General features: G+C 73.0%; 23 protein-coding genes. 11 read left to right on the forward strand and 12 right to left on the reverse strand.

What is annotated here, in order from left to right; all coding sequences use genetic code 11:
- The first annotated feature begins 15 nt into the window (after window positions 1–15).
- Together HW130_RS20340 and HW130_RS20345 are read left to right on the forward strand one after the other, a co-directional pair.
- Entirely contained in the window at window positions 16–717 is a 702-nt protein-coding gene (locus HW130_RS20340) for a helix-turn-helix transcriptional regulator (protein WP_177151075.1), read from the forward strand.
- A 32-nt stretch (window positions 718–749) separates the two neighbouring features.
- Window positions 750–1,742 carry a DMT family transporter gene (locus HW130_RS20345; RefSeq protein ID WP_177151076.1) on the forward strand — a complete coding sequence of 331 codons (993 nt, stop codon included), beginning with the start codon at window positions 750–752 and terminating at the stop codon, window positions 1,740–1,742.
- Here HW130_RS20345 and HW130_RS20350 read toward each other — a convergent pair.
- The 7 genes from HW130_RS20350 to HW130_RS20380 all read right to left on the reverse strand — a co-directional run bounded on the left by HW130_RS20350 (window position 1,663) and on the right by HW130_RS20380 (window position 12,593).
- Window positions 1,663–3,009 (reverse strand): MFS transporter, encoded by a 1,347-nt coding sequence (locus HW130_RS20350; RefSeq protein ID WP_177151077.1) that lies wholly within the window; start codon window positions 3,007–3,009, stop codon window positions 1,663–1,665. The two genes, HW130_RS20345 and HW130_RS20350, sit on opposite strands and share 80 nt — an antisense overlap.
- Window positions 3,010–3,965: 956 nt before the next feature.
- A complete protein-coding gene (locus HW130_RS20355; RefSeq protein ID WP_177151078.1) occupies window positions 3,966–5,045 on the reverse strand; it encodes a zinc-binding dehydrogenase in 1,080 nt (359 codons plus the stop codon).
- Window positions 5,046–5,061: 16 nt separating this feature from the next.
- Window positions 5,062–6,456 (reverse strand): aldehyde dehydrogenase family protein, encoded by a 1,395-nt coding sequence (locus HW130_RS20360; protein ID WP_177151079.1) that lies wholly within the window; start codon window positions 6,454–6,456, stop codon window positions 5,062–5,064.
- 341 nt (window positions 6,457–6,797) lie between these two features.
- Entirely contained in the window at window positions 6,798–8,027 is a 1,230-nt protein-coding gene (locus HW130_RS20365) for an MFS transporter (protein WP_309140495.1), read from the reverse strand.
- A gap of 1 nt (window position 8,028) precedes the next feature.
- Window positions 8,029–9,438: a CitMHS family transporter gene (locus HW130_RS20370; protein WP_177151080.1), complete on the reverse strand. Its 1,410-nt coding sequence runs from the start codon at window positions 9,436–9,438 to the stop codon at window positions 8,029–8,031.
- A gap of 118 nt (window positions 9,439–9,556) precedes the next feature.
- Window positions 9,557–11,812, reverse strand: a complete 2,256-nt coding sequence (locus tag HW130_RS20375) for a molybdopterin oxidoreductase family protein (protein WP_375256558.1) — start codon at window positions 11,810–11,812, stop codon at window positions 9,557–9,559.
- Window positions 11,813–11,960: 148 nt separating this feature from the next.
- Window positions 11,961–12,593 (reverse strand): TetR/AcrR family transcriptional regulator, encoded by a 633-nt coding sequence (locus HW130_RS20380; RefSeq protein ID WP_177151082.1) that lies wholly within the window; start codon window positions 12,591–12,593, stop codon window positions 11,961–11,963.
- A gap of 100 nt (window positions 12,594–12,693) precedes the next feature.
- Here HW130_RS20380 and hmgA point away from each other — a divergent pair, with 100 nt between their 5' ends.
- From hmgA to HW130_RS20405, 5 genes are all read left to right on the forward strand, one after another.
- Window positions 12,694–14,019: a homogentisate 1,2-dioxygenase gene (gene hmgA, locus HW130_RS20385; protein WP_177151083.1), complete on the forward strand. Its 1,326-nt coding sequence runs from the start codon at window positions 12,694–12,696 to the stop codon at window positions 14,017–14,019.
- A gap of 12 nt (window positions 14,020–14,031) precedes the next feature.
- Complete coding sequence (locus HW130_RS20390) at window positions 14,032–14,784, forward strand: GntR family transcriptional regulator (RefSeq protein ID WP_177151084.1); 753 nt, start codon at window positions 14,032–14,034, stop codon at window positions 14,782–14,784.
- A gap of 234 nt (window positions 14,785–15,018) precedes the next feature.
- Window positions 15,019–16,176, forward strand: a complete 1,158-nt coding sequence (locus HW130_RS20395) for a transposase (protein WP_309140496.1) — start codon at window positions 15,019–15,021, stop codon at window positions 16,174–16,176.
- Window positions 16,177–16,301: 125 nt separating this feature from the next.
- A complete protein-coding gene (locus tag HW130_RS20400; protein WP_177151085.1) occupies window positions 16,302–17,513 on the forward strand; it encodes a type ISP restriction/modification enzyme in 1,212 nt (403 codons plus the stop codon).
- A 332-nt stretch (window positions 17,514–17,845) separates the two neighbouring features.
- Window positions 17,846–19,042, forward strand: coding sequence for a CaiB/BaiF CoA-transferase family protein (locus tag HW130_RS20405; RefSeq protein ID WP_177151086.1), 1,197 nt, complete (start codon window positions 17,846–17,848; stop codon window positions 19,040–19,042).
- A gap of 34 nt (window positions 19,043–19,076) precedes the next feature.
- On the opposite strand, the gene HW130_RS20410 is transcribed toward HW130_RS20405, so the two are convergent.
- Window positions 19,077–19,340, reverse strand: coding sequence for a hypothetical protein (locus HW130_RS20410; RefSeq protein ID WP_177151087.1), 264 nt, complete (start codon window positions 19,338–19,340; stop codon window positions 19,077–19,079).
- A gap of 282 nt (window positions 19,341–19,622) precedes the next feature.
- Here HW130_RS20410 and HW130_RS20415 point away from each other — a divergent pair, with 282 nt between their 5' ends.
- On the forward strand, window positions 19,623–20,558 hold the full coding sequence (locus tag HW130_RS20415; RefSeq protein ID WP_177151088.1) for a serine/threonine-protein kinase: 936 nt from the start codon (window positions 19,623–19,625) through the stop codon (window positions 20,556–20,558).
- A gap of 98 nt (window positions 20,559–20,656) precedes the next feature.
- On the opposite strand, the gene HW130_RS20420 is transcribed toward HW130_RS20415, so the two are convergent.
- Window positions 20,657–21,466 (reverse strand): SGNH/GDSL hydrolase family protein, encoded by an 810-nt coding sequence (locus HW130_RS20420; RefSeq protein ID WP_177151089.1) that lies wholly within the window; start codon window positions 21,464–21,466, stop codon window positions 20,657–20,659.
- A 286-nt stretch (window positions 21,467–21,752) separates the two neighbouring features.
- On the opposite strand from HW130_RS20420, the gene HW130_RS20425 reads away from it, so the two are divergent.
- On the forward strand, window positions 21,753–22,847 hold the full coding sequence (locus HW130_RS20425; protein ID WP_177151090.1) for a DUF5925 domain-containing protein: 1,095 nt from the start codon (window positions 21,753–21,755) through the stop codon (window positions 22,845–22,847).
- Between the two features lie 223 nt (window positions 22,848–23,070).
- On the opposite strand, the gene HW130_RS20430 is transcribed toward HW130_RS20425, so the two are convergent.
- Entirely contained in the window at window positions 23,071–23,451 is a 381-nt protein-coding gene (locus HW130_RS20430) for a GntR family transcriptional regulator (protein WP_177151091.1), read from the reverse strand.
- Window positions 23,452–23,521: 70 nt separating this feature from the next.
- Between HW130_RS20430 and HW130_RS20435 the strand changes: the two genes are divergently transcribed.
- Together HW130_RS20435 and HW130_RS20440 are read left to right on the forward strand one after the other, a co-directional pair.
- Complete coding sequence (locus tag HW130_RS20435; protein WP_177151092.1) at window positions 23,522–24,451, forward strand: GNAT family N-acetyltransferase; 930 nt, start codon at window positions 23,522–23,524, stop codon at window positions 24,449–24,451.
- The gene (locus HW130_RS20440) at window positions 24,432–24,914 is read left to right on the forward strand and encodes a DUF402 domain-containing protein (protein ID WP_177151093.1); all 483 of its coding nucleotides are present in this window, start codon (window positions 24,432–24,434) and stop codon (window positions 24,912–24,914) included. The genes HW130_RS20435 and HW130_RS20440 overlap by 20 nt, the downstream gene beginning before the upstream one ends.
- On the opposite strand, the gene HW130_RS20445 is transcribed toward HW130_RS20440, so the two are convergent.
- Together HW130_RS20445 and HW130_RS20450 are read right to left on the reverse strand one after the other, a co-directional pair.
- The gene (locus HW130_RS20445) at window positions 24,895–25,992 is read right to left on the reverse strand and encodes a methyltransferase domain-containing protein (RefSeq protein ID WP_177151094.1); all 1,098 of its coding nucleotides are present in this window, start codon (window positions 25,990–25,992) and stop codon (window positions 24,895–24,897) included. The two genes, HW130_RS20440 and HW130_RS20445, sit on opposite strands and share 20 nt — an antisense overlap.
- A gap of 51 nt (window positions 25,993–26,043) precedes the next feature.
- The gene (locus tag HW130_RS20450; protein WP_309140497.1) at window positions 26,044–26,445 is read right to left on the reverse strand and encodes a GNAT family N-acetyltransferase; all 402 of its coding nucleotides are present in this window, start codon (window positions 26,443–26,445) and stop codon (window positions 26,044–26,046) included.
- Between the last annotated feature and the right edge of the window lie 22 nt (window positions 26,446–26,467).

Raw genomic sequence — 26,467 nt, forward strand, 5'->3', positions numbered from 1 at the left:
CGCATCCTGGGAGGCATGACCTCCTCGCGTGACCTCGCCGCCTTCGCCGCGCTCCTCGCGGACGAGACCCGTGCCGGGATCTGCCTCGCGCTGCTCGACGGGCGGGCCTGGACCGCCGGAGAACTCGCACGGCACACCGGGGTCGCCGCGTCGACCGCCAGCGAGCATCTCGGCAAGCTCGTCGCCGGCGGGGTGCTCGCCGAGGAGCGCCAGGGCCGGCACCGCTACGTACGGCTCGCCGACGACCGCGTGGCGCACCTCGTCGAGGAACTGGCCGCGTACGCCGCGCCGGAAGGGCCGGCGCGGCCGGCGCGCGGACTGCGCGAGTCGACCGTCGCCGCCGCCATGGCGCGCGGCCGCACCTGCTACGACCATCTCGCCGGCAGACTCGGCATCACGATCACCGGGGCCATGACCGAGCGCGGACTGCTCAGCCAGGACGCCGGGTTCGCCCTCACGGAGCGGGGCGCGCGGTGGTTCGACGAGCTCGGGGTGCCGCTGGAGCGCACCGGGCGGCGCCCGCTCGTACGGGGCTGCCTGGACTGGACCGAGCGCAAGCCGCACCTCGCCGGGCTCGCAGGGGCACGGCTGTGCCGCCACGTCCTGGACGCCGGCTGGTGCGTGCGCATCGGCTCGGAACGGGCGGTGAAGGTGACGGCGGAGGGCGAGCGGGCTCTCGGCCTGCTGCTCGGCATCGAGCCCGGGATATTGCGGTGAGCGCCGAAGGGTCCGGGCCGTACGGTCGCCCCATGACGAACCCGAAACGCCGCACCCGGCACGCGCAGTGGCCCGCTCTGGTCGCCGCGGGCGTCACCGTCGTGCTGTGGGCCTCCGCCTTCGTGTCCATCCGCAGCGCCGGCGAGGCCTACTCCCCCGGAGCCCTCGCCCTCGGCCGCCTGCTCGCCGGGTCCCTCGCGCTGGGCTGCGTGCTGCTGGTGCGCCGTGAGGGGCTGCCGCCCCGGGCCGCGTGGCCCGGCATCGCGGTGTCCGGGCTGCTCTGGTTCGGCGTCTACATGGTGGTGCTCAACTGGGGCGAGCAGGAGGTCGACGCGGGCACGGCGGCGATGGTCGTCAACATCGGGCCCGTGCTCATCGCCCTGCTCGGCGCGCGGCTGCTGGGCGAGGCGGTGCCGCCCCGGCTGCTGGCGGGCATGGCCCTGTCGTTCGCGGGCGCGGTCACAGTCGGCCTGTCGATGTCCGGCGAGGGCGGCGCGTCCACGCTGGGCGTGCTGCTGTGTCTGCTCGCGGCCGTCGGCTACGCGGGCGGCGTCGTGGCGCAGAAGCCGGCGCTGGCGCACGCGAGCGCGCTGCAGGTGACGACGTTCGGATGCCTGGTCGGTGCGGTGGCGTGCCTGCCGTTCGCGGGGCAGCTGGCGGACCAGGCGGCCCGCGCCCCGGTGTCCGCCACGCTGAACATGGTCTACCTCGGTGTGTTCCCGACCGCGCTCGCCTTCACGACCTGGGCCTATGCCCTGGCGCGTACGACCGCGGGCCGGATGGGAGCGACCACGTACGCCGTCCCGGCCCTCGTGGTGCTGATGTCCTGGCTGGTGCTGGACGAGGTGCCGGCGCTGCTGACGCTCGCGGGCGGTGCGCTGTGCCTCGCGGGGGTGGCGGTGTCGCGGTCCCGGCCGCGGAAGGGGTCCGCGGCCGGGACACCCGTCACTCCGCGGGAGTCGGCTGCTTCGCCTCCGGCGTCGCCGGGGCGGCCGCCTTCGCGGCCCGCGAGGCGAGAATCTTGATCGAGATCAGGGCGATCACGGCCAGCCCGATGATGTAGCCGGAGACGGCCATCGACGTGCCGGTGGCCTCCAGCAGCAGCACCATCATGAACGGCGCCAGGCCGCCGCCGAAGACAGCGGCGATCTGGTAGCCGAGCGACGCGCCGGTGTAGCGCATCTCGGCGGTGAACAGCTCGGCGAACAGGGCGGCCTGGGGCCCGTACATGATGCTGAGGAAACAGCTCGTGACGAACGTGCCGACGCCGAGCCACAGCAGCGAGGCCGTGTCGATGAGCAGGAACATCGGCACCGCCCACAGCAGCAGGCCCACCGCGCCCGCGGCGTAGATGCGCAGCCGCCCGATGCGGTCGGACAGCGACGCCGCCGCGGGGATCATGACGAGCTGGGTGAGGCTGACGCACAGGGAGACGGCCAGCACCGCGCTGCGCTCCATCTCGAGCTCGCGGGTCGCGTAGTCGAGCACGCCGGTGATGATGATGTAGAACGTCGCGGTGTTGACGGCGAAGGAGCCGCCGGCGAGGAAGACGGTGCCGAGGTGGCTGCGCAGGATGGTGCGCAGCGGCGAACGCTTTTCGGTCTTCTCCTGTGCGGCGAGGGCGCGTTCGGCCTCGCGGAACGCGGGGGTCTCCTCGACGCGGGTGTGGATGTACCAGGCGAGGCCGAGGACGAGGAACCCGACGAAGAACGGGACGCGCCAGCCCCAGGAGGCGAAGGCTGCGTCGTCGGTGACGGAGCCGGCCACGAGGAAGACGGTGTTGGCGGTGACCACGCCGATGGGGACACCGAGCTGGACGAGGCTGCCGTACAGACCGCGCTTGCCCTCGGGGGCGTACTCGGTCGCCATCAGCATCGCGCCGCCCCACTGGGCGCCGACGGCGATGCCCTGGACGATCCGGAGCAGCACGAGGACGACGGGTGCGGCGATGCCGATCGTCTCGTACGTGGGAAGCAGCCCGATTCCCGCGGTGGCGACGCCCATCAGCGTCAGCGCGAGGACCAGCATGGGCTTACGGCCGCGCTTGTCGCCGAGCTGGCCGGCGATGATGCCGCCGACGGGCCGTGCGAGGAAGCCCACCGCGAAGGTGGCGAAGGCGGCGAGGACGCCGGCGGAGGAGCTGCCGGCGGGGAAGTAGAGATCGCCGAGGACGAGGGCGGCGGCGATGCCGAAGACGAAGTAGTCGTACCACTCGACGGCGGAGGCGAGAGCGGCGGCGGTGGCGACGCGCCGGCGGTTCGAGGTGGCGGGGGACGGGGGTGCGGTGTCCATGCGTGCACTCCATGGGTGCGGGGAGGAGGAGTGCGGGGACCGTACCGACCGGTGGGTATGGAGTCAACGGGTTGCGCAGAGATGGGCCCCGGGGAGGGGTGGCGGGAGCGGACAGCCCGAAGGGCCCGGGGGCGTCGGTGCCCTCCGGGCGGGCCCTTCCCCACCCCGCCCCCTTCCCGAACTGGGGCTTCGCCCGGACCCCGTACCGCGCTCGGCGCAGTGTCCTACCGCCTGGCGGCCGTGGAGGGCCCCCAGACGGGCTGCATGCGCAGCCCACCGGCGTCCGGGGCGCGGGCCCGCCCCGGGCTCCTTCGGGGGCCCCGGCGTCGGGGAAGCTGGAGGCCCCCGCCCAAGAGCGTTAGGCGGCCCGGCACGCCCGAAGCGTGCGCCCGGCCAGGCCGCCGGGGCCGTGGGTCGGCAGGGCGCAGCCTGGGGTCCGCAGAGACCGACGTGGGCCGAGGACCCGGGGACCCCGACGCCGCGCCCGTGCAGGGCACAGAACGCAGGCCGCAGGGCCACGGGTCCGGACGGAAGCCCCGAACCCCCATCCGCCCGCGGCCAGACGCCGCCCCGAACAAGGGCGAGAGCGAAGCCCCGAAGCCCGCGCCCGGGCAGGCCACAGGGCCAGGCGGGGCCCGGGGCCTGCGCCCAGGCAGGGCGCAGAATCCGCCCGAACAGAGCGGGGGGCCGAAGCCCCGAAGCCCACGCCCGGCAGACCGCGGGGCCATGGGGTCCCAGCCAAGCCCCCGAAACCCGCATGCGCGCACGCGGAACCCGCGCCCGGCAGGGCGCAACGCAGGCCGCAGGGCCACGGGGTCCGCACCGGGGACCGAAATCCGCATCCGCCACACGCAGCACCCGCCCCGCACAGGGCGAGGGCAAAGCCCCGGAGCCCGCGCCCGGTAGGGCGCGGGGCCGGGTCCGGGCGGAGACCGAGGGGCGGGGTGGGGGAAAGGTCAGAACACCACCAGCGACCGCCCGCCACGGCCCTCGCGCATCGCCGTGAACGCCGCCGGAATGTCCTCCAGGCCGATGCGGTCCGTCACGAGCGCGCTCAGGTCGAGGCCGCCCTCGCGGATGTGGGTCGCGAGGACCGGGAGGTCGCGCTCCGGGTCGGAGTTGCCGTAGACGCAGCCCGAGAGCGTTCGGCCCCAGTGGAAGAGCTCCAGGGCGTTGAAGGTGACCTGCTGGTCCTTGCCGCCGATGCCGACGACCGTGGTGCGGCCGCCGCGGCGGGTCGAGTCCCACGCCGTGCGGATCGTGGTCGCGCGTCCGACGCACTCGATCGCGACGTCCGCGCCCCGCCCGCCGGTCAGCCGGCGCACCTCCTTCGCCGTGGTGTCGGACGCGACCACGTACTCCGTGGCGCCCGCCCGGCGGGCCAGTTCCTCCTTCTCGGGCGAGACGTCGACCGCGATGACCGTGGCCGCGCCGGCGATCCGGGCCGCCTGGAGCGTGGCGAGGCCCACCCCTCCGACACCGTGGACGACGACCGACTCCCCCTCGCGTACACGGGCGGAGTGGTGGACGGCCCCGTACCCGGTGAGCACGGCGCAGCCGAGGAGCGCCGCGTCGGTCAGGGACACGCCCTCGGGCGCGGGGAGCACGCAGTTCGCCGCGACGACGGTCTCCTCGGCGAACGCGGCCACGTTCAGCCCGGGATGCAGTTCGGTGCCGTCCGCGGTGACGGCGTGGACCCGCCCCGCGCCGGTCAGGGCGTCGGCACACAGCCAGACCTCCCCGATCGAGCAGGCGTGGCAACTGCCGCAGGAAGGGGCCCAGTTGAGGACCACGCCGTCGCCGGGCGCGACGTGGGCGACGCCCTCGCCGACGGAGACGACGGTGCCGGCGCCCTCGTGTCCGAGGACGGCAGGCACGGGCACGCGCATGGTGCCGTTGGACAGGGACAGGTCGGAGTGGCACACCCCGGCGGCGGCGAGGCGGACCCGGACCTGGCCGGGGCCGGGCTCGGGCAACGAGATCTCGGCGATCTCCAGGGGGGAGCCGACGGCGGGCAGGACTGCGGCGCGGACCACGATGATGTCTCCCGGCTCAGAACTGGAGGGACTTGGTCTGGAGGTACTCGGCGAGGCCGTGCGGACCGAGCTCGCGGCCGACCCCGGACTGCTTGTAACCGCCGAAGGGAGCACGAGGGTTGAACCGGCCGCCGTTGATGTCGACCTGCCCGGTGTCCATGCGGCGGGCGAACGCGACCGCCTCGGCCTCGTCCTGCGCCCAGACGGCGCCGGCCAGACCGTAGACGGTGCCGTTGGCGATGGCGAGCGCGTCGTCCTCGTCCTCGTACTTCAGGATCGAGACGACCGGGCCGAAGATCTCCTCCTGGGCGATGGTCATGCCGGGGGTCACGTCGGCGAAGACGGTCGGGCTGACGTAGTAGCCGGTCTCCAGCGGCGCGTCGGGGCCGCCGGCGACGACGCGGGCGCCCTCGGCGATGCCCTTCTCGATATAGCCGCGGACCCGTTGCTGCTGCTTGGCGTTGACGAGCGGGCCGACCCTGTCTCCGGGGACGTACTTGGCGACCGCGGCGGCGGCCAGCGCGACGGCCTCGTCGTACCGGTCCTTGTGTACGAGCATCCGGGTCCAGGCGCTGCAGGTCTGGCCGGAGTTGGACATCACGTTGGCGATGCCGACGTTCACGGCCTTCGCGAGGTCGGCGCCGGGCAGGATGACGTTGGCGGACTTGCCGCCGAGCTCCAGGGCGACGCGCTTGACCGCGGCGCCCGCGGTCGCGCCGATCTGCCTGCCGACGGCCGTCGAGCCGGTGAAGGACACGAGGTCGACGTCCTCGTGCGCGGCGAGGGCCTGGCCCGCGACCGGCCCGAGGCCGGTGACGAGGTTGAACACTCCGGCGGGTACGCCCGCGTCGTGGACGGCCTCGGCGAAGAGCTGTGCGGTCAGCGGGGTGTCCTCGGCGGGCTTGAGGACGACGGTGCAACCGGCGGCGAGCGCGGGAGCGACCTTGGCGACGATCTGGTGCAGCGGATAGTTCCAGGGCGTGATCGCGGCGACGACGCCGGCGGGCTCCATGAGGACGGTGGAGTTGCCGATCGTCTCCTCGAAGGAGTAGTCGGCGGCGAGTTCGGCGTACGAGCCGGCGACCAGCAGCGGCATGCCGGTGTGCACGGCCTGGGCGAGCGCGGGCGGGGCGCCGAGCTCGGCGGTGACAGTGGCGGCGATGGTGTCCTGGCGGTGTGCCAGTTCGTCACGCAGGGCTGTGAGCAGGGCGGCGCGCTCGGCGGGCGGTGTGGCCGCCCAGGCGGGGAACGCGGCGCGGGCCGCGCGTACGGCGGCGTCGACGTCCTCGGCGGTGCCGGCCGGCACATGGCCGATGACCTGCTCGTCCGCCGGGTTGACCACCGCGATGGTGTCGGTGGTGGCCGCGGGCCGCCACTGGCCGCCGATGTACATGCCGTCGTGAGCCTTCATCGCTCTCCTCCACGCTTCGTGGTCGTGTCCGGGCCCAAACTAGCGCTGTTAGTTTTCGCGCGCCAGAGGCAGCCGGGCGGGTGGAGCGTAACGGGGAGACGTGTCCGGCCGGCGTACGGGAGCGTCCCTGCCGCTCACCGCGCGGGCGTGCACGGACAGCGCGGCGCCCCGCGCCACACGGCAGGCCCGCCGACCGGCAGACCCCGGGAGCCACACGGGCAGAGCCGCTCGCTCAGAAGCCGCTCGGGCCAAGGCGGCACAGAAAGGCTTTCGGGCATGCGGCCGCCAGTTCCGCGACATGGGCGCGTCACACCTTTCGGGGTGATCGGCGGGCAGGACAGCTATGCGTGCCGGTTCCCCTGCTCGGCAGGGTGCCCGGGGCGTGACCCGGGCACCGAAGAGGCCTCCGGGGGGCCTGCGGGGCGGGGGCGTCGGAGGGCCGCCGCCGACGACAGCGCCAGGAGCGCCCCGGTCAGGACGAACGGCGTGGCGGCGCCGGCGAGGCCGGCGACCAGGCCGGCGCCCGCCGGTGCGGCCACCTGGCCGAGGCGGTTGCCGGTCAGGCGCAGGGCGAGCGCGGTCGACCGCGCGTCGGCCGGCGCCGCCTGCACCACCGTCGTCATCGACAGCGGCTGGCCGGCGCCGAGGCAGAAGCCCAGCAGGATCAGCATCGCTGCGAGCGCCCACAGCGGAACGGGCAGCGCGATGCCGCCGCACAGCAGCCCGCCGATCAGGCAGGTCGTGGTCAGCAGACCCCTGCGGCCCATGAGCCGGATCATGGGGGTCATCACCAGCCGGCAGGCGATGGTGGCCGCGGCCCGCAGGCTGAGCAGCACACCGACGACGGCGGGCGCGATGCCCCGGTGTTCGCCGATCACCGGCAGGTACGCCGTGAGGATGTCGGTCGCGGAGAGCACCGCGAGACTGATGAGGATTCCGGCGGGGACGCCGCGGGTGCGCAGGATGCTGCGTACGGGCACCGTCGTGCGATCCTCGCGCGGCCGGGGCGGGGTGCGGTGCTCGATGCGCCACAGCGAGGCGAGAGACGCGGCGGCCACGGCCGCCGCGGCGAGCAGCGCGTATCCGCTCGTACGGGCCAGGTCGCCGCCGATCACGGCGCCGGCGGCGACGGGCCCGACGAGCTGGCCGAGCGAGGCGCCGATGGTGAAGTGGCCGAAGTTGCGGTCCTGTTCGGCGGGTGCGGACTGCCGGGCGACGATCGACTGGGCGCCGATGACGAAGCAGAGGTGGCCGAGCCCCATGACGCCGCTCCACGCGGCCATCGCCGCGAGGGAGCCCGCCGCAGCGCTGAGGGCGCATCCGCCGGACATCAGGACGACGCCGACGGGCAGCAGGGGTGCGCACCGCCCGTGGTCCGTCCTGCGCCCCAGCGGTACGGCGGCGAACAGGGGAAGCAGCGCGTAGACACCGGCGATGACGCCGATGGCGCGCTCGTCCGCGCCCAGCGAGAGGGCGCGGTAGGAGACGGCGGGCCGCGCCATCGACACCGCGCCCTGGGCGAGGGAGAACGCGATGACGAGGCGCAGCAGCCAGCTCCGGGACTCCGTCACGTCAGATGATTCCGAAGAGGATTCCGGCGCCGAGGACCACCAGCGAGGTGAGCGCGGCCCACTTGACGGTGAAGCGGGTGTGGTCGCCGAACTCGACCTTGGCCATGCCGACCAGGACGTACACGGCGGGCACCAGCGGGCTCGACATGTGCAGTGCCTGGCCGACGAGCGAGGCGCGGGCGATCTCCAGCGGGGAGACGCCGTGGGCGGCGCCGGCCTCGGCGAGGACGGGCAGCACGCCGAAGTAGAAGCCGTCGTTGGACATGAAGTACGTGAGCGGGAGGCTCAGCAGGCCGGTGACGACGGCCATGTGCGGGCCCATGCCCTCGGGGATCGCCCCGACGAGCCAGTCGGCCATGTGCTCGACCATGCCGGTGCCGGTGAGGACGCCGGTGAAGACGGCGGCGGCGAAGACCATGCCGGCGACGTTGAGGACGTTGTCGGCGTGGGCGGCGATCCGGGCCTTCTGGTCGGTCATCCGGGGGAAGTTGACCGTGAGGGCGAGGGCCGCACCGAGCAGGAAGAGGACCGGGATGGGCAGCAGCTCCATGATCATGGAGGCGAGGAGAACGACGGTGAGCCCGAGGTTGAACCAGTAGAGCTTGGGGCGCAGCGTGGCGCGGTGGGGGTCGAGTCCCTGGAAGCCCTCGTCGTCGCCCTCGGCGGCGTCCTTGCTCCCGGTGTCCGATGCCCCCGCACCGGGGCCGCGGCCCGCGGCCGGCTTCGTCCGGTCGCCGCCGCCCGTCTTCACCAGCACGGTCTCGGTGTGCGGCTCCAGGACCTCGTCCAGGGAGAGGAAGCCGAGGCGCTTGCGCTCGCGACGGCCGAGGACGTACGCGAGGACCATCACGAACAGGAGGCCGACGCCGAGGGCCGGGATCATCGGGACGAAGATGTCGCCCGCGTCCAGTTTCAGCGCGGTCGCCGCACGGGCGGTCGGGCCGCCCCAGGGCAGCGTGTTCATGACGCCGTTGGCGGTCGCGGCGATACCGGTCATGACGACCAGGCTCATCTTGAGGCGCTTGTAGAGCGGATACATCGCCGAAACCGTGATCATGAAGGTCGTCGAGCCGTCACCGTCCAGCGAGACGATGGCGGCCAGGAGTGCCGTACCGATCACGATGCGCAGCGGGTCCGCCTTGCAGAAGCGCAAGATGCCCCGGACGATCGGGTCGAACAGGCCGACGTCGATCATGACGCCGAAGTAGACGATCGCGAACATCAGCATCGCGGCCGTGGGCGCGAGATTGCCGACGCCCTCGAGGACGTAGTCCCCGAGGTGCGCACCCTTTCCGACGATGACGCAGAAGAGTGCGGGGATGAGGACCAGCGCCGCTATCGGCGACATCTTCTTCATCATGATCAGGACCAGGAAGGTCGCGATCATGGCGAAGCCGAGGATTGTCAGCATGGGGACACCTAACGTTCATCCTTGAACTCCACCGGGGCGGCGGTTCGGATGACGTTAGGTGTCGTCAATTGCCGTTAACAAGATGTTGACACGTGAGCAATACGAGCAAAACCCCAGGTCAGTCCATGGGTGCGACCTCGACGGGGAAGCCGTTGAGCACTGCCGTGCCCGACAGGGGGTCCAGCCGGGAGCCGTCGAGCAGCTGGTTGACGTTGACTCCGGGCCGGGCGGAGGCCACCGAGAGCCGGGTACCCGGCCTGTCGTGGCCCCAGCCGTGCGGCAGGCTCACGACGCCCGGGCGGACGTCCGCGGTGATCTCCACGGGTGCCTCCACCCGGCCGCCGTCCGCGGTGACCGCGGCCGTCGCGCCGTCCGTGAGGCCGAGACGGGCCGCGTCGTCGGGGTGGACGTGCAGGGTGCAGCGGTTGGAGCCGCCGCCCAGTGCCGGCACGTTGTGCAGCCAGCTGTTGTTGGAGCGCAGATGGCGGCGGCCGACCAGCACGAGCCCGTCGGGACGCCGGTCGAGGGCGCTGCGGAGCCTCGGCAGATCGGCGGCGATCGGCGCGGGCAGCAGCTCGATGCGCCCGCTGCGGGTCCTGAGCACCTGCGGGACGCGCGGCTGGAGGGGCCCGAGGTCGATGCCGTGCGGGTTCTCCAGGAGCTTGGCGAGGGTGAGCTCGTACGGGCCGAGGCGCAGCATCAGGTCCAGGCGGCGCTCGGCTCCGCTGCCGCCGGTGAGTTCGGCGGCGAGCTCGGCCGCGTCCTGGCCGTGCACGGGTGAGTGGGGGTCGGCGACGGCCTTGGCGAGGGAGCGCTGGACGACCATGTCGTCGACGGCGGACGGTTCGGCGCCGTGCATGCCGCCGACCGCGAGGACCAGCCGGGCGTGGATCTCGCACTCGTCCATCAGCCCGTCCTCCAGGGGGACGGCGGCGGGCGTGTAGCGGACCTGGTTGCGTACGGCGAGGGCGTTGAAGGCGAAGTCGAAGTGGGCGCTCTGGGAGGGGGGCGGTGGGGGCAGCACCACGTCGGCGTGGCGTGACGTCTCGTTCAGGTACGGGTCGACGCTGACCATGAAGTCCAGACCGCTCAGCGCCGCGTCGAGGCGGTCGCCGTCGGGGGCGGAGAGCACCGGGTTGGCGGCGATCGCGATGAGGGCTCGGATCCGCCCGTCGCCCGGTGTCTCGATCTCCTCGGCGAGTGCGGCGACGGGGAGTTCGCCCTTGGCCTCCGGGTGTCCGCCGACACGGCTCGACCAGCGGCCGAGGGCGAAGCCCTTGCCCGGGCCGGCCGGGCGCGGGGCCTTGTCGGTGGCGGCGAGGGGGAAGAGTGCGCCGCCCGGCCGGTCCAGGTTGCCGGTGAGGATGTTGAGGACGTCGACGAGCCAGCTCGCGAGGGTGCCGTGCTCCACGGTGCAGCTCCCGATGCGCCCGTAGACGGCAGCGGACGGCGCGGCGGCGAGCTCGCGGGCGATCGTACGGATCTCCTCGGCGTCCATGTCGCAGGCGGCGGCCACGGCTTCCGGGGTGAAGTCCCGCACCGCCGCCTCGACGTCGCCGACCTGCTCCACGTGCCCGGCGAGAGCGCCGAGGTCGGTCAGTTCCTCCTCGAACAGGACGTGGGCGAGGGCGGCGAGCAGGAGCGCGTCGGTGCCGGGGCGGATCGCGACGTGCCGGTCGGCGAGCCGGGCGGTGCGGGTGCGGCGGGGGTCGACGACGGTGAGCGTGCCGCCGCGGCGGCGCAGTGCCCTCAGCTTGCCGGGGAAGTCGGGTGCGGTGCACAGGCTGCCGTTGGACTCGAGCGGGTTGGCGCCGAGGAGGAGCAGGTGGGCGGTGCGGTCCAGGTCGGGGACGGGAATGGCGACGGCGCTGCCGTAGAGCAGTCCGCTGGAGACGTGCTTGGGCATCTGGTCGAGGGTGGAGGCGCTGAAGACGTTGCGCGTGCGCAGGGTGGACAGCAGGACCGACGGGTAGAGGCCGCCGGCCATGGTGTGCACGTTGGGGTTGCCGAGGACGACACCGACGGCGTCGGGTCCGTGCTGCTCGATCAGCGGTCGTATGCGGGCGGCGACGAGATCGAACGCCTCCTCCCAGCTCGCCTCGCGCAGGCGGCCGTTCTCGCGCACGAGCGGGGTGCGCAGCCGGTCGGGGTCGGCGTCGAGCTCGCCGAACGAGGCGCCCTTGGGACAGATGAAGCCCTCGCTGAAGACGTCGTCCCGGTCACCGCGCGCACCGGTGACCCGGGTGCCCTCGATGGTCAGGGTGAGCCCGCAGGTGGCCTCGCACAGCGGGCAGATGCGCGGTGCGGTGCGGGCGCCTCGATCGGCGGGCGGCGGATTGGTCGCGGTAAGAGCGGCAGGTGCGGTGCGGGACACGGGTCCTCCCCCGGGGCGGGTGGCACGGTGACGGGTGGCCCGTCGAGCATACCGACCGGTATGCATGGGCGGGAGGGGTACGACGTCCGGAGGCCAAGGGACCACTCTCGGCAAGGACGCGGGCACGGGAAACCGAAGGGCCCGCCCTTCACGCCCCCTGTGGAGGCGCGTCCAGCACATCCGCGAGGTACGCCCGCAGCAGCAGCCGCGTCTCGCCCACGATCCCCTCGTCCCCCGTCTCGCTCACCCGGAAGGCCAGCTGCAGCAGCGCGTCCGCCGCCTCGACCGCGACCAGGACCGCGCGCCGCAGCCGCGCGTCCGGCTCACGCCCCTGGTGGGCGGCGAGCAGGCGGACGAGCCGGTCGGCGACCTCGTCGTTGGGGCCGGCGACCGGGGCGCCGACCGGGACCTGGGCGCCGAAGTCGATCAGCGCGAAGCCGGGGACCGCGCGCTTCATCGCCAGGTACTCGTCGAGCATGACGTCGACGGCGCCGCGCCAGTCCCCCGCCGGCAGCCGGACGAGGAGCCCGGCGACCCGCTCGGCGTAGCGGTCGAGATTGCGGTGCCCCAGCGCCTCCACGAGCGCCCGTTTGTTGCCGAAGAAGCGGTAGACGGAGCCGATCGGGACGCCGGCCCGCGCCGCCACGTCGCGCGTGGACAGTTCCTCGTAGCCGCAGGTGTCGAGGAGTTCGGCGCAGGCGTCCAGGATGCGCGCGAGACGGTCGGCGCTGCGCTGCTGCACGGGCGCACGGCGCAGAGGTGGCTGGGACACGCCGTCCATGATGCCGCCCCGTTGCCGTTGACGGGACGGTCCTGCAATCCTACGGTTATCCATAGGAATGGGTACGGGAACGGAAATCCCTCGGCACCAGGAGCGGGCGATGAGCGGTATCGACGAGACGCGCAAACTTGTGGAGGGACTCGGCGACGAGTCGTTCCTGTCCGGCTTCGGCAACGAGCACAGCTCGGAGGCGGTCCCCGGCGCCCTCCCCCACGGGCGGAACTCACCGCAGCGCGCCCCGCTCGGTCTCTACGCGGAACAGCTCAGCGGCACCGCCTTCACCGAGCCCCGCGCCCACAACCGCCGTTCCTGGCTGTACCGCATCCGTCCCTCGGCCATGCACCCGGCGTTCGTCCGCGCCGACAACGGCCGCATCCGCACAGCCCCGTTCACCGAGACGGTTCCCGACCCCAACCGCCTGCGGTGGAACCCGCTGCCGGAGCCCGCGCCCGGCACGGACTGGCTCGCGGGCCTGTGGACGCTCGGCGGCAACGGCGACGTGGCCCAGCGCACCGGCATGGCCGTGCACCTGTACCACGCCAACGCCTCCATGGAGCGGGTGTTCAGCGACGCGGACGGCGAACTGCTGATCGTCCCCGAGCGCGGCGGCCTGCTGCTGGTGACCGAGTTCGGCCTGCTGCCCGCGCGGCCCGGCGAGATCGCGCTGATCCCCCGCGGCGTCCGCTTCCGCGTGGAGCTGCTCGACCACAGCGCCCGCGGCTACGTCTGCGAGAACTACGGGCAGCCGTTCCAGCTGCCCGACCTCGGCCCGATCGGCGCCAACGGCCTCGCGCACCCCCGCGACTTCCTCGCCCCGGCCGCGGCGTACGAGGACGTCGAAGGCCCCATCGAGGTGGTCAACAAGTTCTGCGGGAACCTGTGGACCGCGACGTACGGCCACTCGCCGCTCGACGTCGTCGCCTGGCACGGCAACCACGTCCCCTACGTCTACGACCTGCGCCGCTTCAACGTCATCGGCACGATCTCGTACGACCACCCCGACCCGTCCATCTTCACGGTGCTGACCTCGCCGTCCGACACCCCCGGTCTCGCCGGCGTCGACTTCGTGGTCTTCGCGCCGCGCTGGCTGGTGGGCGAGGACACGTTCCGCCCGCCGTACTTCCACCGCAACGTGATGAGCGAGTACATGGGCCTGATCGAGGGCGCCTACGACGCGAAAGCCGAAGGCTTCGTCCCCGGCGGAGGCTCGCTGCACAACATGATGTCGGCGCACGGCCCCGACCGGGAGACCTTCGACCGGGCGAGCTCCGTCGAGCTGAAGCCGCAGAAGGTCGACAACGGCCTCGCCTTCATGTTCGAGACCCGCTGGCCGGTGATCGCGACCGAGCAGGCGGCGAACGCCGACCACCTGCAGAAGGGCTACGACACCGTATGGCAGGGTCTTGAGCGCCACTTCCGGCCGTAGTACGGAGATGCCGTGACCTCCTTCGCCCCGGACTCGCTCGTCCTGAACCGCAAGCTGCCGCTGTGGTACCAGGTCTCGCAGTCGCTGCGCGCCTCGATACTGGGCCGTGCGCCCGAGGCGTCTCTGCGGCTGCCCACCGAGGAACAGCTCGCCCAGCACTACGGGGTGAGCGTGCTCACCATGCGCCAGGCGCTGAAAGAGCTCGAGGAGGAGGGGCTGATCACCCGCCACCGCAGACGCGGCACCTTCATCGAGCCGGGGGCGCGCAGGAGCGCGCCCAGGCGGCTGCTGGGCTCGATCGACGCGATCGTGGCCCAGCAGTCGGGCGAGCGCACCACGGTCCTCGGCCACGGTCCGCAGCCGGTCCCGGGTGAGCTGGCCGAGTTCTTCCCGGACGAGGACGAGGTCGTGGTCTTCCGGCGACTGCGCTGCGACGGCGACAGCGGCGAGCCCACGAACTGGGCGGAGAACGCCCTGCGCCCCGAATTCGCGGGGCGTGTGGAGTGCACCGACCTGGAGCGCTGGCCGATGACGAAGGTCCTGCGGGACGTGCTGGGCGTGCGGATCAGCCGGATCACGGACACGGTGGAGGCACGGTTGGCCGACCCGCAGACGGCGGAGCTGCTGCGGGTGCCGCTGCTCAGCCCGATCCTCCACTACACGGGGGTGACGTACGACGAGGACGGCCGGGTCGTCGACGTGGCCCGCATCCGCTACCGCGGCGACCGCTTCTCCTTCTCGGTGACCGTGGATGCCGCGGACTGAACGGCTTCACCTGTCTTTCCGAGGCGGCTCCGGCGTTCATGCCGGGGAGGAATCGTCTCCCGTCCTGGCGACGCGCGTCGCGCCATCCCGCACCAACCGGAGCGCGGAGCGCCCGCCCCCTGCCGCCCGGCGAAGCCGGGCCGATGCGAACACCCGTCCAGGGTGTCGCTGGTTCGCGTACGCGTGCGCGAGAACCGTGCACGCGTGTGAGCGGGGATGCCTACGGTCGGTGTTGTGAAGTTGGTGGTGCAGATCAAGCTGCTGCCGTCACCCGAGCAGGCGGCGGCGTTGGAGAGGACCCTGCGCGCCTGCAACCGAGCCGCCACCTACGTGTCGACGGTCGCATTCAAGCGGGGCGTGAAGGACCGCAACGGGCTGCAGAAGCTCTTGTACACGGACGTCAAGGCCACGTTCGGGCTGTCAGCGCAGCCGGCGGTGCGGGTCGTCAAGAAGGTCGTGGATGCCTACAGCACGCTGGCCGCGCAGGCCAAGGCCGGGCTCTTGGGTAAGACCACGTCCAGGCGCTACCGCAAGGCGATGGGCAGCCCAGTCGCCTTCCGGCCGGAGGCGGCACAGCCGTTCGACGACCGGTGCCTGTCCTGGCAGACCGATGCCTGCACCGTGTCGATCTGGACGGTGGACGGCCGGATGCGTGGCGTCCGCTACACCGGCGCCGCGGATCAGTTGAAGGTGCTGGCCGAGTACCGCAGGGGCGAGTCCGATCTTGTGCAGCAGGGCGGGAAATGGTTCCTGATCGCCACCTGCGAGGTTCCCGAACCGGAGGTGTCCGAGCCGGTCGACTGGATCGGTGTGGACCGCGGCATTGTCAATCTCGCCACCACCTCTGACGGCACGAACTACCAGGGCCGTGGCTTGGCCCGCTACCGCAACTGGTGTGCCCGCAAGCGCGCGGAGTTGCAGCAGAAGCAAACTCGCTCGTCCACCCGCCGCCTGGCGCGCCGCGCCAAGAAGGAACAGCGCCATGCCACCCACATGAATCACCGCATCAGCAAGGAGATCGTGTCCGTTGCGCAACGCACCGGTCGCGGAGTGGCCGTCGAGGTACTCGACGGCATCCGGGAGCGGGTACGGCTTCGACGCGACCAGCGGGGCGCCCTCTCCTCCTGGCCCTTCCACCAGCTCGGACAGCACCTCACCTACAAAGCGAGACAGGCTGGAGTGGCGTTCTTGGAGGTGGATGCGGCCTATAGCTCGCAGCGCTGCCCGCGTTGCGGCCATACCGAGAAGGCCAACCGGCCCAATCGGGACCACTTTTCCTGCCGTCGGTGTGGCCTCGCTGGGCCCGCCGACGTCGTCGCCGGGGTCAACGTGCGCGACCGTGCACGCTCGGCGTGGGCATTCGTCACCATGCCCGTCCCCGCCACGGCCTGAACAGGCCCGGGAGAGGGGAGATGCGACCCGTGACCGCCCTGTCGTAGGGGGCAGTCGGGAGCGCGACGAGGTGCGAACGACCGGGCAGTCAAGCGCGGTCGTTCACGGCCGAGAAGGTGACTAGCATGCGGACGGTGACTGCTCACACCGAGGACGACGCGCCGCTGCTCGACGACCTCATGCCCTGGTCCGTGGCGCCGCTGCGGCTGGGCCGGGGCTGGGTGATGGCGCCGGACGCCGCGTCCCTGCGGGCCCGCTGGGACGCGCTCGTCCGGGCGGACGGCGCCGAGCGCGAGGCCCTGTTCGGGCCCACCCGGGCACGTACTGCGCACAGCGCGGTCGCGCAGCTGCCGGGGCAGGCGACCGGGACCGGGCGGATGGCCCGCGAGCGGGGCCGCTGCCCCGAGCCGGTGCGCGTGCTGCACGGCGCGTTCGACGAGCAGTGGCTGATACCGGACCACCGGCTGATCGACGCGGCCCGGCCGGAGTTGTGGCGGGTGCGGGACGGGCGGCAGCTCTTCGTCGTCGAACAGGGCCATGTCCCCAAGGCGACGGGGCCCGCGCTCGTCGTGACGGCGCTGCTGCCGGACGGGCGCTCGCCGGCGGGACGCCAGGGCCGGATCCGTCCCCTGTACCGCAGGCCGGGCGCGCGGGAGCCGAACGTCTCGCCGGGGCTGCTGGACCTCCTCGCGGACCGGTACGGGCACGGGGTGGCTGCCGAGGACCTGGTCTGCTGGGCTCTGGCGTCGGCCGTCGCCGGCCCCGCGGGGTGCGTGGTCCCGCTGCCTGCCGACGCCACTGTGTGGGCGGCGGGGGTGGAGCTGGGCCGGCGGGCGATGCGGATCGAGCTGCGCGGCGCGCACGGCGGGGAGCGCCCCAGGCTGCCGGGCGGCCGGCGCCCCTATGTGCGGGCGGCCCTGCCCGCGCGGCCGGACGCGCTCGCGTACGACGCGGACGAGGAGACGCTGACCATCGGCGACAGCGGCCGTGTCGCGCCGGTGCCGCGCGCGGCGTGGGAGTTCGAGGCGGGCGGCGTCCGGGTGCTGGAGCTCTGGTTCGCACGGCGCGCGGCGGGCGGGGAACCGGGCTCCCTGGAGGCGGTGCGGCCGGCGTCCTGGCCTCAGGAGTGGACGTCCGAGCTCCTGGAACTGATCACGGTGCTGGCACTGCTGGCGGAACTGGAGCCGGAGCGCAAGAGGCTGGGCGAGTGCGCCCGGATCGGGGCGGCGGAGCTGCGGGCGGCTGGAGTGCTGCCGCCGCCGGGGCCGGCGCGCCGGCCGGCGTCGGTACTGGACCACGCGGAGGAAGGCCCGGAGGGCCAGTTCGCTCTGCTGTGACGTTCCCCCCACCCCGCCCCTTCCCTGACCGGGCCCCGACGCGGGCGTGCGGCTCGCGAGTCCGCCGGCCCGGGGCAACGCCAGCCCCGCCGGCGTTTGAGGCGCGGGGTTCGGGGCGGAGCCCCGACAAGGGCGTCCCGGCACAGGAAGCCCCCGCCGGCGCTTGAGACAGGGGCTCGGGGGCAGCGCCCCGGAGAAGCGCAGCGTCCGGCCGCAGCGCCCCCGAGAAGCGCAGCGGCAACCGCGTCAAGGGGACGCCGTGGCCAAGTCGGCCCGGCGTTTTCATGATCCCCAGGGGTGACAAGATGGCGGTTACACATTAGACACGGCCTATGAGCCAACAGCCACTGCCCCTGGACGGCATCACGGTCGTCGCCGTCGAGCAGGCCGTCTCCGCACCGTTCGCCACGCGCCAGCTCGCCGACCTCGGCGCCCGCGTGATCAAGGTCGAGCGCCCGGACGGCGGTGACTTCGCGCGCGGCTACGACACCGCGGCCCGCGGGCTCGCCTCGCACTTCGTCTGGTGCAACCGCGGCAAGGAGTCCATCGCCGTCGACCTCAAGGACCCGCGCGGACTGGACATCGTGCACCGGCTCGTCGCGGACGCCGACGTGTTCGTGCAGAACCTCGCGCAGGGCGCGGCGGCCCGGCTCGGTCTGGACGCCGCGGCCCTGTGCGCGCGGCACCCGCGGCTGATCGCCGTCGACATCTCGGGCTACGGCTCGACAGGCCCGTACGCGCACAAGCGTGCGTACGACATGCTCGTGCAGTGCGAGGCCGGTCTGGTGTCGGTGACGGGGACGGCGACCGAGCCGGTGAAGGCGGGCGTCCCGGCGGCCGACATCGCCGCCGCGATGTACGCCTTCTCGGGGGTGCTGGCGGCGCTGTTGCGGCGCGGTACGACCGGCCGCGGCGGCCCGGTCGAGATCTCGATGCTGGAGTCGCTGGCCGAGTGGATGGGCCACCCGCTCCACCACGGGATGCACGGAGGTGCGGCCCCGGCGCGCACAGGTGTCGCGCACGCCGTCATCTCCCCTTACGACGCGTACGACACGGCCGACGGCGGCCAGGTGCTCCTGTCGGTGCAGAACGACCGCGAATGGCGCCGGCTCGCCGAGAGTGTGCTGGCGCGACCGGATTTGGCGGACGACCCGGACTTCGCCACGAACACCGCGCGCACCGCGAACCGGGCGCGTACGGACGCGGTGGTGGCCAAGGCCCTGGTGGGGCTGACGACGCAGGACGCGATCGACCGGCTGGAGGCCGCGGGCATCGCCTGTGCGCGCCTGAACACCGTGACGGACGTGGCCGGACATCCGCAGCTGGCCGCCCGTGACCGGTGGCGCGAGGTCGACTCGCCGGCCGGGCCGCTTCGGGCGCTGCTGCCCCCGATCACGCTGCCGGGCGGGGCCCCGGCGCGGATGGGGGCGATTCCCTCGCTCGGCGAGCACACCGACGCGCTGCTGCGGGCCCTGGGGATGACGGATGAGGCCGCGGCGGCGCTGCGCCGGGACGGTGTGGTCGCCTGAGCGGTCGCGCGAGGAAGGGGTGGGACGGGGTCGGTCAGCCGCGGCTGCCGAACAGGGAGCGCCGCAGCCGCCGCAGCGGGGCGAACAGCGAGACGCGCGCGCTCTTGCTCCCGCGACCGTGCCGCACGTCGCGCGAGGTCAGCTCTTGCATCAGCAGGGTCGCCTCGGCGGCCTCGCCCTGCGGGACGGCAGGGCCGCCGAGCACCGAGAGGTGGCGGTCGAGACGCGAACTCGTCGCGACGCTTCCGCAGGTGATGGCAGGCACGCGGGCCCTGCTGCGAACTGTTATCTGATCCATGTCACTCCCCACCCGTACGAGACACCCGGCCCGGGCACATTAAGCCTATCTCCCCGACGGGACACCCGTGTATCCCGCCCGCATGATTCACCACACTCGTACGGGGGTTGACGGTTACTCTCCGAATACAGCTGATCCCAGGGCGAGTTGGGCGATCGTGGCAACCCTCTCGGCAGGCCGGAAGAACTGATGGCTGGTCAATCTATGTCAGGCCACGAGCAGTTGAGCTAGATTCGAGGGGTTTCCACCGTGTTGCGGCTGGTTGCGGACAGGAGGCACGGCATGAGCGGACCACCGGGAACCGACCGGCTGATCGCGGAGCGCTACCGCCTGATCGGGCCGCTCGGCGAGGGCCGTACGGGCGTGGCGTGGCTGGCCCGCGACGAACTGCTGGGCCGCGACGTCGCGGTCAAGGAGGTCCGCGCTCCGGCCGGTCTCGACGCCACAGCGGCGCGCGGGCTGTACGGACGGCTGGAGCGGGCCGCGCGGGCCGCGGGCCGTGTCTCGCACCGCAATGTGGTCGCCGTCCACGACGTGGTCACCGACGGCGGCCGCCCATGGATCGTGATGGAACTCGTGTGCGGCCTCGCCCTGTCGGACGTACTGGAGGCGGAGGGACCGCTGCCGCCCGCGCGCGCCGCGCACATCGGCGCGGAGGCCGTCGCCGCCCTGCGCGCGGCGCACGCGGCGGGTGTGGCGCACCACGACGTGAGGGCGGCCAACGTCCTCGTCGGCAACGACGGCAGGGTGATGCTGACCGGTTTCGGCATGGCCCCGGAGTTCGCACCGGACGTCGAGCCGGGCGCCGGCGCCGATCTGTGGTCGCTCGGCGCCCTGCTCTACACGGCGGTCGAGGGCCGCTCCCCCGGCGCGGGCGAGGAGGTCCGGCCCTCGGAGCGGGCGGGCGCGCTGGCACCGGTCATCTCGGGGCTGATGCGGCGGGACGCGGCGGAGCGGATGCCGGCGTCGGAGGCCGAGCACCGGCTGCGGCTGGCGAGCGCGGGCGGCGCCCCGCGTGCGAGCGCACCGCCGCCGTCGCAGCCCCCGGCGGGCCGGGGCGATGCCGAACGGGACGCGCACGCCGGCGGCCCGGGGCCGTCCGCGAGCCCGTCGCCGTCCGCCGACGAGCCGCGACGTGCCGCGGCGGTGCTGGCGGCAGGCGTGGTGCTGCTTCTCCTGGCGGTCGCGGCACTGCTCTGGGCGGCGCTGGGCGGGTGACGCGGCAGTGCCCTGCCGGCGGGACGGCCGGCAGGGCCTGCGTACGCACGGTGGCGGTGGACGCCGTCCGGCCCTGACGCGCCGGGCGGATTTCCGGCTCAGGCGTGCGAGGCGAAGACGGGCAGATAGCCGCCGGACTGTCCGGACGCCGTGGGGTGGTACGAATCGCTCATGTTGAACCAGTTGACGCTGTGCAGCCAGGCGGCCCCTGAGCAGATCTCGTGCCCGGTGAACGTGCCGACGACACTGCCGAAGGTGTATCCGTGGTCGGCCGCGCGTTTGGCGGTCGCCGTGTTGAGGTAGTCGGCCGCCCCGTTGATGGCGGACCGCTTGGTCTCGCTCATACCGGCCGAGCAGCTGCCGCTGAGCTTGTAGAAGCGCGGATAGCCGAGGACGACGACCCGGGCGGCGGGTGCCTTGGCCCGGATCGCCGAGTACACCTGGTCGAGCTTGCCGGGCAGGGTCGTGTCGACGTAGCGCTTGGCCTCCTCGATCCGGGCCAGGCACTCGGCGTCGGAACTCAGGACGCAGGTGGTCATCACATCGGCGAAGCCCGCGTCGTTGCCGCCGACCGTGATGGAGACGAGGTCGGTCGCCGAGCTGAGCGGCCCGAGCTGACCGGCGGTCACATCGCCGGTGCGGGCGCCCGAGCAGGCGGTGAACGCGAACGACGAGGGGGAATTGCCTGCGGCCCAGAGCTTGGGATAGGCGCGGGTGCTGCGCTTGCAGTTGCCGCTGGTGCTGTCGTAACTGCCCGCTCCCACACCGGAGGAGTAGGAGTCGCCGAGTGCCACGTAGTCCACGGCCTGGACGGTGGAATCGGCCTGCGCCGGGCCCGCTCCCGTGAGAGCGAGAACAGCGCCGAGGAGGAGTGAGGATGAGAGTGCCGCGACTCGGGACAGTTTCATGGAACCTCCCTTGAGCAGGATCTCTGCCTCAACTTTCGTAGCAGCGCAGGGACTTGACCGGAAGTGTCCATGCCAAAGATGTTACTGACGGGTCATCGGTCGAAAAGCGAAACGAGCGAGTGAATGGAAGGTTCCGCCTCGGAACGCGGCAACCGTCGCAAATGAAGGGCCGAGACCGGCTGCTTGGGCCGGCCGGGCCGTGGGCCGGATACGCCGGGGACACCACGTGACGCCGCACCGGGCAAAACACGGTGCAGCGCCCCGGACCGTGCCGGATCATGGGCGTATGTCTGCCAACCCGTATGACGCCCTGCCGATCCGGCTCAACGTCGACGACAGCGATTCGCCGTCGGACGTCGTCGACGCGCTGTTCCTCGGCCGCTTCGCGGCGGGTGAGCAGCCGTACTCGCACAGTTCGACGATCGACCGCGTCAAGCCCGGCGCGACGCTGCTGCCGCCCTCGGCCGCCGTGCTGCGGTCGGCCCGTGACGACGACCGCAGCGCCACGCTCGCCGAGGGCGAGGGCTGGACGCTGCTCGTCTCGCGGTGGAACCGGGGCGCGGACGTCACGGTCACCGCCGTGAGTTCCGAGCTGGCCCAGAAGGTGCTCGACGAGGCGACGGACGGCGCGGCCGACGAGCCCGAACCGCAGCCGGAGAACGTGACCATGGGCTTCTGGTACGTCTCACCGCGGCGCGGTCCGCACCGCACGACCCGTCAGATCTCCGCCGGCACGTGGGAGGAGATCCGGCCCAACTACACGGCGCCGGTGGCCGACGCGATGGACCGGCTGATGAAGGTCACCCCGGACGACATCGCCGGCCGGCTGCTGCTGCTCCACGGCCCGCCCGGCACGGGCAAGACGTCGGCGCTGCGCACGCTGGCTCGCTCGTGGCGCGACTGGTGCCAGGTGGACTGCGTGCTGGATCCGGAGCGGCTGTTCAACGACGTCGGCTACCTGATGGACATCGCCATCGGCGAGGACGAGGGCACGGCGAAGGGCCGCTGGCGGCTGCTCCTGCTGGAGGACTGCGACGAGCTGATCCGCGGGGAGGCGCGGCACACGGCGGGCCAGGCGCTGTCGCGCCTGCTCAACCTGACGGACGGTCTGCTGGGCCAGGGCCGCAACGTCCTGGTCGGCGTCACGACCAACGAGGACCTGGAGCGCCTCCATCCGGCCGTCGTCCGCCCGGGCCGCTGCCTGGCCCGGATCGAGGTGGGCCCGCTGACGCGCGGCGAGGCGGTGTCCTGGCTCGGCACGGAGGAGGGCGTGGGGCGCGAGGGTGCGACGCTGGCGGAGCTGTTCGCGCTGCGCCGCGGGACGTCTCCGGCGTCGGTGCCGTCGCAGTCGGCGGGCGCGGACGCGGGGCTGTACCTCTGAGGGCGGCGAGGGGGCGGGGCGGGGCCGCTGCGCGGAGCCTTTCCCCACCCCGCCCTTTCCCGTAACCGGGGGCTCCGCCCCCGGGCCCCCGCGCCTCAAGCGCCGGCGGGGCTGGATTTCGCTGCGCGAAATCAGCCCGTCCGGCGCTTGAGGACACCGCGCGAAGCGCGGTACGGGGTCCGGGGCTTGCCCCCGGTTACGGGAAGGGGCGGGGTGGGGACCCTCACTCCGTCCGGTCGTACGCCGCGCGCAGGCCCTCGCGGGCGGCGGCCAGCGCCGCCTCGTGCGAGAGGCCGAGGCGGCGCACCTCCGCCGCGAACGTCGCCGCCGCCGCCGCGGCCTGACGGGCCGCCGCGTCGCCCGCCGCCGCCACGAACGTACCGTTGCGGCCGCGGGTCTCGATCACGCCGTCGCTCTCGAGTGCCCGGTACGCCTTGGCCACGGTGTTGGCCGCGAGGCCCAGTTCCTCGGCCAGGCCGCGGACGGTCGGCAGCCGGTAGCCCACCGGCAGCTCGCCCGAGCGGGCCCGTTCGGAGATCTGGGCGCGCACCTGCTCGTACGGCGCGCCGGCGCCTTCCGGATCGATGGTGATGTTCAAGGTCACGGCGCGATTGTCCCCCACCGCGCCGATATTGGGAGGCGCGGCGGCACGGCGGCACGTAGCGTGCGGCCCCATGACTGTCATCGTCCGAGATCTCCGTGCCGACAGCCCGGAGGACGCCGAGGCCGTGACCCGGATCCGGCGTGTGGTGCTCCCGTTCGACGTGACCACCCCCGAGTCGGTCCTCTTCGGCGTGCGCACCGCCAACCCGGCCAAGAGGTACCGCCTGCTGGTGGCCGAGCGGGACGGCGCCGTCATCGGCATGTCGCACGTCGGCATCGCCTACGACGCCGCCGAGCCCTCACTCGCGTACGCGAACCCGGTCGTGCACCCCGAGCACCGGGGGCAGGGCGCGGGAGGGCTGCTCCTGCGCACGGCCGAGGAGCATCTCGCCGGCGAAGGCGCTCGCTCCCTGTTCTCCTGGGTCGAGGACACCCCCGCGTGCCGGGCGTTCGCCGAGAAGCGCGGCTTCCGTCCCAGCCGCGCGGCGCACTTCCTGCGCCTCGGCCTGGCGGCCGGGACGCTGCCCGGCCTGCCGCCCCTGCCGGCCGGGGTCGAGCTGCGGACGGCCGCGGACTACGAGGACGACCCGCGCCCCCTGTTCCACGCGGACGCCGAGGCGACGTCCGACGAGCCGAGCGACGTCGGTGCGGACTTCACCGACTACGACGACTGGATCCGTCACACCTGGGAGAACCCGCTGCTCGACCGCGGCCTGTCCACGGTGGTCGTCGTGGACGGTGGGATCGCCGCGTTCACCGCGGCCATGACCGACCGCGAGACCCGCTATCTGAGCGGCATGACGGGCACGATGCGTGCCCACCGGGGCAAGGGCTTCGCGAAGCTCGCCAAGACGGATTCGCTGCGCCGGGCCAGGCAGGCCGGTTTCACGGACGCGTTCACGAGCAATGACGCCGACAACGGTCCCATGCTGGCGGTCAACCGGTGGTTCGGGTACGAGATCTGCGCCTCGGAGGTCCGGCATGTCCGTACTCTCGGCTGAGGTCCGCCTGGTCAAGGCCGGGGCGACGAAGATCCGTTACCCGGCGGAGCTGCTCTCCGACGACGGCACGCATCTGGTGGTGCGGGCACCGTGGGCCGCCCCGGGGGTCCGTGACTTCGGCTTCGTGCGGTTCGAGCCGGGGGATGTGTTCACCGAGCACTACTGGCGCGACCGGTGGTACTCGGTGAAGGAGGTCCGCACGGGCGCGGGTGTGCTCAAGGGCTGGTACTGCGACATCACCCGGCCCGCCGTGGCCGGCGGCGGCGAGGTGGTCGTCGAGGACCTTGACCTGGACCTGTGGGTGTCTGCGGACGGGCGGACGGTCCTGCGTCTCGATGAGGACGAGTTCGCCGAGAGCGGCCTCGCCGACCGGGACCCGCAGGCGGCGGAGGAGGCCGTGCGCGCTCTCGACGAACTCGAACTCCTCGCCCGCGGCGGCTCCTTCAGCGACCTCCTCGGCTGACCGGAAGCACCACCGCCCGGTCCGGCCCGTCCGCGTCGTACGCGACGGAGTCGCCGTCCTCGTGCCAGTGGACGACGAACCTCTCCCCGGCGCGGTAGGCCTCCAGCCCTGCCCGGCAGTAGGCGACCATGTCGCCGGGCAGGGCGTCCAGCCGGTGCCAGGCGATCTCGGAGCACTTGTCCGGCTCGCGGTTGTACGGCTCACCGGCCGCCTCGTGGTCGGCCTCGAAGAACCAGCCGGTGCGCGGCCGCCCGCCCGGGCCGCGGTGCTGCATGACCAGGGCGGCCCGCAGATCGCCGGGCGCCAGCTCGACGCCGATCTCCTCGGCCGCCTCGCGCACCATCGCGGCGCGCACGTCCTCGCCGTCCTCGACGTGGCCCGACGGTCCGTTCCACAGGCCGTCGCCGTAGCCCGTGTTCGCGCGGCGGGCGAGCAGCACCTCGTCCCCGCGGCGCAGCACCAGGTGCACGTCGATCACCTCGGTGTGCCGGCGGGGCGCTGCCGTGCACGCAACCAGCGCGTAGCGCTCGTCGTCGACGGCCTTGCCCCACAGGGCCGGGTCCTGCGACAGGGGTTCGTGGTGGATCCGCTCGGCCAGCGGTGCGAGGGCCTCGGTCAGCCGCTCGGCCGGCAGTCCGTCGCCGCCCCAGACGCCTTCGACGAGGACGAGCCGGCCGCCCGGGCGCAGGAGCGAGGCCCAGTGGCGCAGGACGGCCTCAAAATCGGGCAGCAGCCACACGACGTGCCGGGCGAGGACGACGTCGAACCGGCGCTCGCCGACCGGGGGCCGGTCCGCGGTGCCCTCGATGATCTCGGCGCCCGTGCCGGCGAGCTTGGCCCGTGCCCGCGCGACCATGCCGGGCGAGAGGTCGACGCCGGTCACCCGGTGGCCCTGCTCGGCGGCGAGGAGGGACAGACTGCCCGTGCCGCAGCCGAGGTCGAGCACGTCGGACGGGTGCGGCGGCAGCCACTGCCGGAGCCGGTCCGCCCAGGCACGCCGGACCAGGGGGTCCGCGAGGCCGTGGTCGGGCTCCTGGTCGAAGGTGCCCGCCAGGGCGTTCCAGTCGATCGTCGTCATGGTCCGATCGTCGCAGCCGCCACTGACAACGGGCCCCTCATCGGCTCCTGTTCATGTCAGCGGCTTGCGGTAGTGGAAGCGGTCGTACTGCCCGTCGACCCGGCGCTCCACCAGTTCGTAGCCGTAGCGCTCGTACAGCTTCTGGTTCTCCCACATCTTCGCGTTGGTCAGCAGCCGCACCTCGGGCAGGCCGAGTTGCCGTGCGCGCGATTCCACGAAGGCCGGCAGGCGGCGGCCGAGGCCGGTGCCCTGGGCATCAGGGTGGACGGCGATGTTGTCGAGACAGAGGTGGTCGGCCTCGGTCCGCAGGACCACGAGGCCGACCACCGGTTCCCCGGTCACGAACACCCGACCCGCTGCCACGTCGGCCGCGTGGTCGGCCTCCATCGGGGCCGGTACGAGACCGATCCGCTCGATGTAGTGGTGATAGGCCGCGTCGGTCACGGCCTTCACCCGCGGAACGTCGTCGGTCTGC

This window comes from Streptomyces sp. PKU-EA00015 (assembly GCF_013387495.1).
GTDB lineage: Bacteria > Actinomycetota > Actinomycetes > Streptomycetales > Streptomycetaceae > Streptomyces.

Bases quoted from the DNA above. Each gene is read 5' to 3' on its own strand.
- HW130_RS20340 (WP_177151075.1), top strand. From the start codon at position 16: ATGACCTCCTCGCGTGACCTCGCCGCCTTCGCCGCGCTCCTCGCGGAC.
- HW130_RS20345 (WP_177151076.1), top strand. From the start codon at position 750: ATGACGAACCCGAAACGCCGCACCCGGCACGCGCAGTGGCCCGCTCTG.
- HW130_RS20350 (WP_177151077.1), bottom strand. From the start codon at position 3,009: ATGGACACCGCACCCCCGTCCCCCGCCACCTCGAACCGCCGGCGCGTC.
- HW130_RS20360 (WP_177151079.1), bottom strand. From the start codon at position 6,456: ATGAAGGCTCACGACGGCATGTACATCGGCGGCCAGTGGCGGCCCGCG.
- HW130_RS20370 (WP_177151080.1), bottom strand. From the start codon at position 9,438: ATGCTGACAATCCTCGGCTTCGCCATGATCGCGACCTTCCTGGTCCTG.
- HW130_RS20380 (WP_177151082.1), bottom strand. From the start codon at position 12,593: ATGGACGGCGTGTCCCAGCCACCTCTGCGCCGTGCGCCCGTGCAGCAG.
- hmgA (WP_177151083.1), top strand. From the start codon at position 12,694: ATGAGCGGTATCGACGAGACGCGCAAACTTGTGGAGGGACTCGGCGAC.
- HW130_RS20400 (WP_177151085.1), top strand. From the start codon at position 16,302: ATGCGGACGGTGACTGCTCACACCGAGGACGACGCGCCGCTGCTCGAC.
- HW130_RS20405 (WP_177151086.1), top strand. From the start codon at position 17,846: ATGAGCCAACAGCCACTGCCCCTGGACGGCATCACGGTCGTCGCCGTC.
- HW130_RS20410 (WP_177151087.1), bottom strand. From the start codon at position 19,340: ATGGATCAGATAACAGTTCGCAGCAGGGCCCGCGTGCCTGCCATCACC.
- HW130_RS20415 (WP_177151088.1), top strand. From the start codon at position 19,623: ATGAGCGGACCACCGGGAACCGACCGGCTGATCGCGGAGCGCTACCGC.
- HW130_RS20420 (WP_177151089.1), bottom strand. From the start codon at position 21,466: ATGAAACTGTCCCGAGTCGCGGCACTCTCATCCTCACTCCTCCTCGGC.
- HW130_RS20425 (WP_177151090.1), top strand. From the start codon at position 21,753: ATGTCTGCCAACCCGTATGACGCCCTGCCGATCCGGCTCAACGTCGAC.
- HW130_RS20435 (WP_177151092.1), top strand. From the start codon at position 23,522: ATGACTGTCATCGTCCGAGATCTCCGTGCCGACAGCCCGGAGGACGCC.
- HW130_RS20440 (WP_177151093.1), top strand. From the start codon at position 24,432: ATGTCCGTACTCTCGGCTGAGGTCCGCCTGGTCAAGGCCGGGGCGACG.
- HW130_RS20445 (WP_177151094.1), bottom strand. From the start codon at position 25,992: ATGACGACGATCGACTGGAACGCCCTGGCGGGCACCTTCGACCAGGAG.